The sequence below is a fragment of the Neptunomonas sp. genome, from assembly GCF_016744175.1.
Classification (GTDB): Bacteria; Pseudomonadota; Gammaproteobacteria; order Pseudomonadales; family Balneatricaceae; genus Neptunomonas.
This window is the reverse complement of record NZ_JADGEV010000024.1, coordinates 49,584-60,985: the sequence shown is the minus strand read 5'-3', so window position 1 is coordinate 60,985 and position 11,402 is coordinate 49,584. Positions and strand designations below refer to the sequence as shown.

General features: G+C 41.7%; 14 protein-coding genes and 1 riboswitch. Of the genes, 6 read left to right on the top strand and 8 right to left on the bottom strand.

The window, feature by feature from the left end; genetic code table 11:
- Nucleotide 1: 1 nt before the first annotated feature.
- From QZZ55_RS12245 to uraH, 4 genes are all read right to left on the bottom strand, one after another.
- Nucleotides 2–982 carry a glyoxylate/hydroxypyruvate reductase A gene (locus QZZ55_RS12245; RefSeq protein ID WP_293267619.1) on the bottom strand — a complete coding sequence of 327 codons (981 nt, stop codon included), beginning with the start codon at nt 980–982 and terminating at the stop codon, nt 2–4.
- 28 nt (nt 983–1,010) lie between these two features.
- Nucleotides 1,011–1,508, bottom strand: coding sequence for a 6,7-dimethyl-8-ribityllumazine synthase (locus tag QZZ55_RS12240; RefSeq protein ID WP_293267618.1), 498 nt, complete (start codon nt 1,506–1,508; stop codon nt 1,011–1,013).
- A gap of 119 nt (nt 1,509–1,627) precedes the next feature.
- Nucleotides 1,628–1,814, bottom strand: a riboswitch (FMN riboswitch).
- Nucleotides 1,815–1,896: 82 nt separating this feature from the next.
- The gene (locus QZZ55_RS12235; RefSeq protein ID WP_293267617.1) at nt 1,897–2,586 is read right to left on the bottom strand and encodes a GntR family transcriptional regulator; all 690 of its coding nucleotides are present in this window, start codon (nt 2,584–2,586) and stop codon (nt 1,897–1,899) included.
- Between the two features lie 104 nt (nt 2,587–2,690).
- Nucleotides 2,691–3,044 carry a hydroxyisourate hydrolase gene (uraH, locus tag QZZ55_RS12230; RefSeq protein WP_293267616.1) on the bottom strand — a complete coding sequence of 118 codons (354 nt, stop codon included), beginning with the start codon at nt 3,042–3,044 and terminating at the stop codon, nt 2,691–2,693.
- 189 nt (nt 3,045–3,233) lie between these two features.
- On the opposite strand from uraH, the gene puuE reads away from it, so the two are divergent.
- The 6 genes from puuE (at nt 3,234) to QZZ55_RS12200 (ending at nt 7,309) form a co-directional block, all read left to right on the top strand.
- On the top strand, nt 3,234–4,169 hold the full coding sequence (puuE, locus tag QZZ55_RS12225; protein WP_293267615.1) for an allantoinase PuuE: 936 nt from the start codon (nt 3,234–3,236) through the stop codon (nt 4,167–4,169).
- Nucleotides 4,166–4,678, top strand: coding sequence for a 2-oxo-4-hydroxy-4-carboxy-5-ureidoimidazoline decarboxylase (gene uraD / locus QZZ55_RS12220; RefSeq protein WP_293267614.1), 513 nt, complete (start codon nt 4,166–4,168; stop codon nt 4,676–4,678). Before puuE ends, uraD begins: the two co-directional genes overlap by 4 nt.
- Before the next feature lie 18 nt (nt 4,679–4,696).
- Nucleotides 4,697–5,698, top strand: a complete 1,002-nt coding sequence (gene alc / locus QZZ55_RS12215; protein WP_293267613.1) for an allantoicase — start codon at nt 4,697–4,699, stop codon at nt 5,696–5,698.
- Between the two features lie 43 nt (nt 5,699–5,741).
- Nucleotides 5,742–6,236 (top strand): ureidoglycolate lyase, encoded by a 495-nt coding sequence (locus QZZ55_RS12210; protein WP_293267612.1) that lies wholly within the window; start codon nt 5,742–5,744, stop codon nt 6,234–6,236.
- A 110-nt stretch (nt 6,237–6,346) separates the two neighbouring features.
- Complete coding sequence (locus QZZ55_RS12205) at nt 6,347–6,967, top strand: TetR/AcrR family transcriptional regulator (RefSeq protein WP_293267611.1); 621 nt, start codon at nt 6,347–6,349, stop codon at nt 6,965–6,967.
- 117 nt (nt 6,968–7,084) lie between these two features.
- Nucleotides 7,085–7,309, top strand: coding sequence for a hypothetical protein (locus tag QZZ55_RS12200; RefSeq protein WP_293267610.1), 225 nt, complete (start codon nt 7,085–7,087; stop codon nt 7,307–7,309).
- 391 nt (nt 7,310–7,700) lie between these two features.
- On the opposite strand, the gene QZZ55_RS12195 is transcribed toward QZZ55_RS12200, so the two are convergent.
- From QZZ55_RS12195 to QZZ55_RS12180, 4 genes are read right to left on the bottom strand one after another with little or no spacing between them, the layout of a single operon-like run.
- Nucleotides 7,701–9,680, bottom strand: coding sequence for an ATP-dependent DNA helicase RecQ (locus QZZ55_RS12195; RefSeq protein ID WP_293267609.1), 1,980 nt, complete (start codon nt 9,678–9,680; stop codon nt 7,701–7,703).
- 42 nt (nt 9,681–9,722) lie between these two features.
- On the bottom strand, nt 9,723–10,661 hold the full coding sequence (rlmF, locus tag QZZ55_RS12190; protein WP_293267608.1) for a 23S rRNA (adenine(1618)-N(6))-methyltransferase RlmF: 939 nt from the start codon (nt 10,659–10,661) through the stop codon (nt 9,723–9,725).
- Complete coding sequence (locus tag QZZ55_RS12185) at nt 10,661–10,894, bottom strand: DUF1653 domain-containing protein (RefSeq protein ID WP_293267607.1); 234 nt, start codon at nt 10,892–10,894, stop codon at nt 10,661–10,663. Before QZZ55_RS12185 ends, rlmF begins: the two co-directional genes overlap by 1 nt.
- The gene (locus QZZ55_RS12180; protein WP_293267606.1) at nt 10,891–11,397 is read right to left on the bottom strand and encodes a hypothetical protein; all 507 of its coding nucleotides are present in this window, start codon (nt 11,395–11,397) and stop codon (nt 10,891–10,893) included. Before QZZ55_RS12180 ends, QZZ55_RS12185 begins: the two co-directional genes overlap by 4 nt.
- Nucleotides 11,398–11,402 lie beyond the last annotated feature (5 nt).

Genomic DNA, 11,402 nt, shown 5'->3' with positions numbered 1-11,402 from the left:
TTCAGTACCCCAGATTATGATTCACGGCTTCAGGTACTAATCCAGATCTATAATATTCACGTATATTATTAGCGACAATTTTGCTGGCACTACTAATATTGGTAGGCGCTGAAATATGTGGCAGTACTGTGACTTTTTCATGTGCCCAATAGGGATGATTCACAGACAAAGGCTCCTCTTCAAAAACATCTAAAACGGCATGTGAAATTAGGCCAGTATCCAGCGAAGCGATTAAATCGGCCTCGTTCACTGTCGCTCCACGGCCAAAATTAATAATGGACACACCCGGTAGACATTGAGCAAAACATGCGGCATTTAGTAAGCCTCGTGTATCATTAGTTAAGGGCAGTAAGTTAACCACGATGTCACTTTGTGAGAGTACAGTTTTTAACCCGTCTTCAGCAGAAAATGATTGAATGTTCTCTAAGAATTTCTCATTCCGGCTCCAGCCCAACACCCTAAACCCATTAGCCTGAAGCCGCTTAGCACATAGAGCGCCTAACTTACCCAAGCCTAATACAGTAACTGTTCGATCTTTTGCAGCAACATAAGGAAGCTGTATCCATTGGACACTTTCTTGTTGCATACGATAACGTGGCATATCACGGTGCAAATAGAGTGTCCAAGCCAACACAGCCTCTGCCATAGTGCGCGCAAGCTCAGGGTCTACTAAACGAATTATTTGAAATGGCACTTCACTTCCTGTAACAAAAAGCTCAGCGACCATACGTTCAACACCAGCCCATGTACTATGCACCCATTTAAGATTTGGTAATTGACGTAATTCTTCTGGATCTGGATTAGCCACAACAGCGAGTGTACATTGCGTCTTCTGCAGGTCCGTCAACCTATCAAATAAACAGATATCGCTGTCGGGCAACAGCTCATTTAGAATCGATATCCATTCCTGTACTTCAACAAAAGGAATACGGCTAACAAAAGCGATTAAATTGGGCTCCGGTACTGTCTTCGAGTTGCTCATACAGTTGTTCCTTATTGATGCCACTTATTCATTCAGCAAGCTGGGCTTTCGATACAGCCGTTAAGCGAATAGCACTATCACATACCCTGCCTAACTCACGGCCTTTTTTGATGAAGTGTCGTAAGAAATATTCAATATGTTCGCCAGTCTCATGAAAGTGATGTGGCGTTAATACAGCCGTTAATACTGGCACTTCAGTTTCAAGCTGTACTTGCATCAATCCAGTACAAACAGCTTGTGCAACAAATTCATGGCGATATATTCCTCCATCAACAACTAAACCACTGCAAGCAATAGCTACATACTTGCCAGATTTAGCCAACAGCTTAGCTTGCAAGGGTATTTCGTAAGCTCCCGGTACTGAAAAAACATCAACTTTACTAATATCATATCCACACTCAGACATGACAGCCTGAAAACCTTCTAGGCTATTAAGAACAATATCGGTATGCCAAGAAGCATGGACAAATGCAATGCGTTGGTTTTTTATATCTAATAATGGTGTATTCGTTGAGCTCTGATTCATTGGTAAAACCCATAAAAATGACTGAATCAGGGCGAACGGGCAGGCAATTAATGACCATAACAGAAAATCTAATGGGCATTATTCAGCTCACTGAAATAACAGTGGTGTGATCTTGTCTGACACGCTCTCTATCATCCGGACTATAACCGTCGGCTCTGGAGTTTAACCAGATCTGCTGACCCTTTTATCAGAGGCTATAACAGCTCTAAGAATAAAAGGCGCTCGCGGGCTCAAATAAGGAAATAACATGCGTTACTCCCTATTTTTACCGCCGGTGGGGAATTGCACCCCGCCCCGAGAACGAAGCCGGATGACTCATCCGGAAAACGACTATAAGATTTTTATTAAAGGGAGTCAAAACATCGTAGTTATTACTTACATGGATGTTTTATGTATGTAATTTAGAGAACACCGCTTTTAAACCATCTTTTGAATCATCATTATTCAATGTTAGTTTTTGTTCAATATGGTCTAGATGACGCTCCATTAACTGTACCGCTCGAACCTTATCTTTAGCAGCGACAGCATCAATTAATGCGAGATGCTCATCATAAGAGCAATGGTTTTGAGTATTATTTTCGTACAGTGCAATGATTAATGAAGACTGAGACACGAGGCTACGCAAAAAACTCAGTAAGGGTAAATTATTTGCCATTTCCGCTAATAATAAATGGAACTCACCAGAGAAACGGATACCCGCTGCACGATCTCCTCTAGCAAAACAGCTGTGCTCTTTTTTAACGAGCTGACGTAATTCATCTAACTGTTTTTTTACAGGCTGTTCTACTGCCAGCTCAATCACCGTTTTTTCAATAACCCGCCGTGCAAAAAGAATTTCCCTTGCTTCTGCTGCTGTAGGGCTAGCAACTATAGCACCTCGATTAGGACGGATTACGACAACTTTCTCATGGGCTAATCGAGATAACGCTCGATGAATAACTGTTCGACTAACCCCAAAGATACTGCCAAGTGATTCCTCACTTAGCTTAGTGCCTGGAGAGAGCCTCTGTTCCAAGATGGCATCAAAGATATGACCATAAATAACCTCACCCTGAGAGGCCTTATTGTGCGAAGCCATATAGCGACAACCTTTTAAAAAGTGGCTTTTATAGTACGTGTATTTGTAATTTGAAATATAAAAACGGGTACATGATCATTTATTACCCATCTGCTCTTATCTTGCTAACTGCCTCTATACGTCGAATAGCTATAGGGTGATACCAGCAGCGGAACATGATAGTGCGAGCCTTCATCCGCTATCCCAAAATGAATGGAAACATCATCAATAAATGCGGGGTCAGCTAATTCGACACCCTTCGCCTTAAAATAATCTCCTACAGCAAATACAAGTTCGTATTTACCTACCAAAAACTCACTTTCAGGCAATATAGCTGAATCAGTACGACCATCAGCATTCGTAATCATTTCATTCAGCAGTTCTCGGCGATTATCTCTGAACCGAAATAATTGCACTCGAATAGCATTGCCCGGACACCCATGCGCCGTATCGAGTACATGTGTTGTTAAAAACCCCATTCATTACCCCATCAAAAGAAACCACACACAATTATTGTATACAATAATTAACCATTAATGACACTTCATAATTATAAAAACCCGTTATCGATGCCTTTTATCTTTAAATAAGTCATATTTTATTGTATACAATTAGATAATAAATATTCACACATAGACTTCTTATACCCATAAAAAAGAGTGAACGATATGAGTTATCCTCGCAATCTTATTGGCTATGCTGGACATCCACCGCACCCGCACTGGCCTAGCGATGCTAAAATAGCACTGTCCTTCGTTTTAAATTATGAAGAAGGTGGAGAGCGCTGCATACTACATGGTGATGAAGAATCTGAAGCGTTTCTCTCTGAAATACCTTCTGCTCAGCCGTTTCGCCACGCACGCCATATCAGTATGGAGTCTATCTACGAATACGGCAGCCGCGCTGGCGTATGGAGAATTCTGGACCTTTTCAATAAGCATCAAATCCCGCTCACCATATTTGCTGTTGCTATGGCAGCTGAACGCCATCCTGATGTTATTAAAGCCATGGCGGTTGCGGGTCATGAAATCTGCAGTCACGGTTATCGCTGGATAGATTATCAGCCTATGAGCCTTGAAGAGGAACGCACGCACCTTAATCAAGCCGTTAACATTCTAGCTGCCATCACCGGCGAGCGTCCTTTAGGGTGGTACACCGGGCGTAATAGTGTCAACACGCGCCAGCTGGTCATGGAAGAAGGTGGTTTTTTATACGACTCAGATGCTTACGATGACGACCTACCCTACTGGGTAGCGAATCAAGATAAAGGGCACTTAGTTATCCCCTATACACTTGATACAAACGATATGCGCTTTTCGACATCGCAAGGCTTTAACAGCGGTGAACAGTTCTTTAATTATTTAAAAGACAGCTTCGACACTCTCTACGAAGAAGGCGAAAGCGCGCCTAAAATGTTATCCATCGGTCTCCACTGTCGATTAATAGGCCGCCCTGGCCGTATCGCTGCACTTAAGCGCTTTATTACTTATACACAGCAGTTTGAAAAGGTCTGGTATGCTCGTCGAATTGATATTGCACGCCACTGGCATGAGCACCACCCTTATAAAGCGCCGTATAAAACTCAAAAACAGACGACATCATGAGGTTTAGTACTCTGCACCCCAGCACAATGACTAAAGCTTCGTTTATAGAGCACTTCAAAGATATTTACGAACACTCCCCCTGGATGGCTGAGCGCGCTTATGCACACTTATCATCGATTAATGCTGATGATATACGACACCTACACCAGTTAATGTCTGATGTCTTATTAAACACCTCTAAAAGCCAACAACTCACCCTCATTAACGCTCATCCCGACTTAGCCGGTAAAGCAGCTATATCCAGAGAGCTGACTGCCTCCTCATCCTCTGAACAAGCGGGAGCAGGTATCCATGAATGTAGCCCACAGGAGTTTGCACGCTTCACAGAGCTAAACAAGATGTACAAAACCAAGTTTAACTTTCCATTTATCATGGCGGTGAAGGGAAGTAATCGATTACAAATACTTGATGCATTTGAAATACGTATCCACAACGATGTAGAAACTGAATTTAAACAGGCGATAACAGAAATCAACAAAATTGCACTGTTTCGGCTTGAAGCCCTCTAACCTTTCTGAGAAACACTTATGAGCCTACCCACTGAATTCACCCACTTTCTAAACCTTGCTGATAGTCGACTAGGAAGCACCGCTACCTTTGTAACCGATGATTGGTTCGCAGAGGTCAATCGCATGCTTCAACCTGAAGCGCCTGTATGGAAAGATGATATTTATGATGACAACGGAAAATGGATGGATGGATGGGAATCTCGCCGCAAACGCTTTGAAGGGTATGATTACGCTATTGTTCGTTTAGGTGTTGCAGGCATATTCAAAGGGGTTGATATTGATACCTCTTACTTTACTGGCAACTACCCCCCATCTGCATCTATAGAAGCCTGTTTCTCTCCCGATAAAGAGCCTGATGAACACACTGCATGGGAAAGTATTTTAAGCCCTGTCAGCTTGAGCGGTAATAGCCATAACTTATTTCCAATAGATGACGAGCGCCCTTGGACTCATATTCGCCTTAATATTTTCCCTGATGGCGGTATTGCTCGTTTAAGGCTTTATGGTATGCCACATCGTGACTGGAGTAGCCACAGTCATGATGAAGAGATCGATTTTGCTGCTGCTGTTAACGGCGCGAGAGCTCTAGTGTGTAGTAATGAACACTACGGCAACAAAAGCAATATCCTAAACCCTGGACGTGGCGTTAACATGGGAGATGGCTGGGAAACAGCAAGGCGAAGGGTACCCGGTAATGATTGGGTTATAGTTGCATTAGCTCACCCTTGCGATGTTAAGCAAGTGCTCATTGACACTTGCCATTTTAAAGGGAATTATCCGGATAGTTGCTCAATTCAAGCCGCTTTTGTAGACAGTGGCACTGATGAGCAAATAGCAACTCGTAGCTTATTCTGGCGCGAATTACTACCTTCACAAAAATTACAGATGGATAGCGAGCACCAATTTTCTACAGAACTAAATGACTTAGGAAAAGTAAGCCACATCAAACTCAACATATTCCCTGATGGTGGCATTAGCCGATTACGCGTGCTTGGGCTCTTACATAAAACGTCGCCATAAACACTTTGTTATAAAATTCTCACCACAATAAAGAGAGCAACCGATGATTACACTTACACCGCAACCATTAACGGCAGAAGCGTTTGCTCCCTTTGGCGATGTTATTGAAACCCAAGACCGAGATTTCTTTCTTATTAACAATGGCTCGACTCAACGCTACCACCAGCTCACTACTGTTAGCCTAGATGAGCAAGGTTCAGCCATCATTAGCATTTTTAAAGCCTCAGCATTAACAATGCCGCTACCCATTATAATGCTTGAAAAACATCCAATGGGTAGCCAAGCATTTATTCCCATGCAAGATGCTGCCTTTTTGATCGTAGTGGCACCTGAAAGTGAGTTCATTGATCCGACCAAAATCAAAGCTTTCATTAGCCACGACAAACAAGGTATTAACTATCGGCGAAATGTCTGGCATCACCCGATACTCGCGCTTAATGACAATGATGACTTCTTAGTCGTCGACCGTACAGGCCCTGGCGATAACTGTGATGAGTTTTACTTTCCACAAGGACAATCTATTTTATTGTCTCCTTGAGCAAATATCAGAAGCCCGCTAGGATTACATGAAATATTGATAAACATGCACCACCCTGTGCAAGCAATAATGAACATACCGGCCTAAGGTATCTTACATAAGAAGAACGTATGAGTAGAATCCGCGAAATAAATAGTGAACGTATTCTTGAGTCCTCCTGTATCGAGTTTGCCGAAAAGGGGTATTCGGCAACAAAAATAATTGATATTGCCAAGAAAGCGGGTTTACCTAAGCCTAATATTTACTACTACTTTCAAAGCAAAGAAAACCTTTACCGTTGCGTGCTTGAATCCATCATAGAACCATTATTGGAAGCTTCAGCACCCTTTGATCAATATGAAGACCCAGCTATCGCACTTGGAGAGTATATCCGCACAAAAATCAGGATTTCAAAAGAACATCCACATGCATCAAAAGTTTTTGCCAGTGAAATAATGCATGGAGCTCCCCATTTAACAAAAGATATTTCTGATAAATTAATGTCACAAACAAAGCATATGACAACACGTATTGATCAATGGGTAAGTGATGGGAAAATGGAACCTATTGATGCCCAGCATTTATTATTTACCATTTGGGCCTCAACCCAAACCTATGCGGACTTTGATTGGCAAATAGGCCAAGTAACAGGAAAAAAAACACTCGATAATCACGATTATCAAACAGCAACCGAGCTCATTACTCGACTAGTACTCAAAGGTTGCGGATTAAATTTAGTAGAAATCAAATAATAAAGGTTACTTATGCTAGAATGGTATTGAATACATTCTGTATTCCTCCAGATAAATAGCATCTACATCCATAATGATATCTGATTATTATTTCGTAAATAGGCGTTTGTACCACTAATGACAGAAGAAGAATTTGTTTCACTACTACGTTCTTTCAGTCTTGAACAGTTAGACAAAATACAGAAGAACCTCGAATTAAAAGTCCAAGACAAAAAGCGTAAAGTCGAAAAACGAAAAGCCGCTATGAAAGTTCCTCCTCGTAAAACCAGCGATGTTGAAAAAATGGCTGACCAAATGGGACTTGACCTCAGTAGCTTAATGCGTGAAATTTCACGCCGCTAACGCTCATACATATGAAACCAAACACTTGCTGAAGTTTTTCCTGTAATAACGCCCGGCCCTGCCTAGGTTAATTATCACAAAGCAAGCAAGATGGAATATGAGTGGCGTATGTTCTCTCGTAATCGACACCCTTTAAGCCTTTTTTGCTGCTCTGGGCTAATGCGCTCTATTGAAGCATAGGCTAAATTTTGCTCCGCACGCCCCACCCAAGGTTTGTAAGCCTCTAGTAAACCGAACTATGCGCGAATCAGAGGGAACTTTCAGGCTCTCGTTGAATCAATTGAAGGTAATTAATAAAGAAGAGGAGAGTTTTAACCTCAATCTTTAATTACACTCTGCACGGCCGGCGCCCTCTTGGGGTAACTCACTGAGTTATTGAGGGTGTCGGCTTTTACTCATAGCTTTCTATGGCCCTTAAACTCCGAACCTTGTTACGAATATCTTCGTAACGTAAATGCTCGCATAGCCCAAACCCTTGCAACTTTCTTACTTTATATCGATTGAATACCGGCACACTAATTCCCGCCAAAAACCTGCTGATGTTTTCTTGTGAAAGCGTGATTTTTCGTTCTAATAAAGAGCATTCTGATGTTTTTTCTGCTAGATGATCAACCAAAGTGCCTGTAATACGAGAGACCTCCGTATCATCAGGCCATTTAACAAGAGAAGAATATTCTAGTTGAGCTACCTCTCCTTTACATACAGAGCAATGACCGCACACTTCAGGAGATTGCACATCATCAAAATACATTGCTAGATGGTGACTTAAGCAACGCGACAGTTCAAAAAATCGCACTAAGGTTGCTATACGCGCTATCTCTTTTTGCTCTTTTTCAACAAAATAATTGTGTAGTTTCATCGCTAAATCAGGTTCAGCCAACACTTTGGAGTTAACAGCAAACACTTCAGTAATACGTTTAGTCTCTAGCGTAATACAATCTTGCTCTTGCAAGTACTCCAATGCTGATACCACGCGTGAACGTTCACATTGGTAGTTTTGAAATAACGCGTCAAAATCTGGGCTTCCCCACACTCTTTTGAAAGATGTGTAAGCAAAAATAGCAGCAATAAAATCTTGCCGCTCTCCTGTGAACATACTCAATATGTCGTCTTCAGACTTCAGCAGCTTTAATTTAAAATCAGCAAAATAGGCATACAGAGGTCGCAATACTCCGAGCAATTCAAGCTGCACTAATAAGGTTTTTAACGGTAACTGGCGAATATTACTGTCATTGGACAAACCAAGTACCTGTAACTCCCACTGACTGTTCTGGCTCTCATTTTTAATACTATTAATTACATACTCAATACCGCTCAGCTCGGGAGTATCACCATAGACAAAGTTTTCGACTGTATTTAATCCATCTAAGTTGGCCAGTGTGACACAGTAAGAAAGATAACCATCACGACCTGCACGGCCAATTTCTTGGCTATAGTTCTCAATTGACTTCGGCAAGTCATAATGAATGACAAAACGAATGTCTGATTTATCAATACCCATGCCAAAGGCAATAGTGGCAACAACAACTTGAGTTTCACCCTGCATAAAATCAGACTGTATTTGCTGGCGAAGGTCATTTGGTAACCCCGCATGATAGGCTTTTGCATTAACCTTTTTACTTCTCAAATATTCTGCCACCCGCTCTGCACTCTGCTGAAGCGTGACGTATACAATTCCTGGCCCCTGCTGCTCGCAAACAACATCGATAAGTTTTTTATCTTTGAGCGCTGCGCTCACAGGTACCACAGACAAGTCTAAATTGGGGCGGTAGAATCCGGTTTGGACAATATCAGTTTCAGCGATATCAAATTTTTTAGCCATATCCCTTTTAACCTTACGCGTTGCTGTTGCCGTCAATAACAATACCAGGGGTATTTGCAACTCATCACGATAAGCAGGAAGCTTTAGATAATCAGGCCGAAAGTTATGCCCCCATTCAGAAATACAATGCGCTTCATCGACGACCAACATAGATACGGGGATTGATTGAATAAAATTCCGAAAGCGTTCATTTTTAAAGCGCTCAACTGATACCATTAATATTTTTATTTTTCCGGAACGAGCCTCAGACATTACAGTTTTGCTTTGCTCTGCTGTCAACGTAGAATCTATACTCGCTGCAGCAATACCTTTATGCCTAAGAAATAATAACTGGTCTTTCATTAACGCCAACAAGGGCGACACAACAAGTGTTAGATGCGGTAACTTTATTGCAGCTAACTGGTAACACAAGGACTTTCCAGAACCGGTGGGAAAAATTGCTAACGACGAGTCACCCTTTAACAACTGACAAATAGTTTGCTCTTGCCCTGAACGAAATTGATCAAAACCAAACACTTCTTTTAATGAAGTATGCAAATCCGAAAGCATGTTAAGCGCCTAAAGAAAGATAGAAGAAAATTGGACGAGGTATTAATGCCAGTACATATTAGCCCATTGAGCATGATCAGCCTTAGTAAGAAAGCTCCAAGCGATCAATCGGCTCACTTTCTGTCCTTGGCTCATGTTAATAACTTCACACTGCTTTGCCCCTAAGCGCTTAAGTATTTGCTGTAATGGCTTAATATTGTCTTTCTTTGAAACTAAGCTTGTAAACCAACAAATTTGCTCAGCATAATCAACGCTCTCTTTAACCATACATTCCAAGAAAGCTAACTCTCCACCGGGACACCATAACTCAAACTGCTGCCCACCAAAATTCAATTCAGATGAATTTTCTTTTATTCCTTTGTTAAGATTTTGCCACTTCCGCTGGCTGCTCGCTTGAGCTTCCTTCATTGAGGCGTGAAAAGGAGGATTACAAAGTGTTAGATCAAATCTGTCCTTAGGCTTAATAATGCCTTTAAAAATACACGCACTCTCTTTTTGCTGTCGCACCTTAATAAGTTTATTAAGAGCACTGTTTGATTGAATAATTAAACCCGCTGTTTTAACTGCCAAGGGGTCAATATCAGTCCCTACAAACTGCCAACCATAGCTTTGACTACCAATAATCGGATAAATACAGTTAGCACCCGTGCCAATATCCAGCACATGAACTTTTTTTCCTGTCGGACATTGTTTTTCATTACCTGTAGCTAACAGGTCAGCTATGTAATGTATGTAATCTGCGCGCCCTGGAATGGGAGGACATAAGTAGCCGGGGGGAATCTGCCAATGTTGAACATGATAGTAATGAGCTAACAACGCTTTATTTAAACAAAGCACTGCTTTTTCGTCGCTAAAGTCGATCGTTTGATCTCCTTTAGGGTTCGGCCTAAGAAACGCAGTAAGCTCAGGGCAAGTAAGACTTAACGCAACTAAATCATAGCGACCCTGATGAAGATTTTTGGGATGTAATTTACCACTCATTATAACTTCTCAAACCGTTCAACAAGCTGACCATTGTCCAAGGTAACTTGCTCAAAAAACATATCAAAAGGGCGAACCCAAAGATCAGCATCACCGTATAAAGGTCGATAGAGCACCATCCACTCTTCCGTTTCGGAGTGTCTTACCAGATCAGTCACATCATATTCATTACCCTTATAATGACGGTATTTGCCGGCCTGAAATGAAGGCTTAAGTGATAGGTCCTGATTCATAGTTTTTCCTCAATCAATTTTCCTAAAGCAACTTTGAGTGTTTCCAATTGCTCCTCTCCGGTTCGCTCATTCCAAAAGGCGGTGACATGAACAGGGGTTGATTCCAATGCAACAACATCAGAAGGCAAAAGTGCAATAACTTCATTTAACACACTTAACTGAGCATCCGACAAAGACCTTTCCCCCAACTTCCAACACCAGCCTTCTGGCAGACCTTCATTTGCTATCGCCGTAACTTTAAAAACTTGCCAAGGAAGCATTTCAGCCACTTCTCTTTTACCAAGGTTCGTTCTAGGCAAACGATAAGCAGGTGTATTGCGGACTTTTTCGTCCAGTTCACCTTCAGCCCTTGGTGCTGTTAACCTAACGAGCTGCACCATAAAGCCTTCTTTTTTTGCTCTTAAACGCAATTGTGCCTGAAATTTTTCTCGCTGCGTTGGCATCATCCACATAAATGAGCCTAGCAGGGACATTACTACAACAACGATAATAAAAATTTTCATCTTAA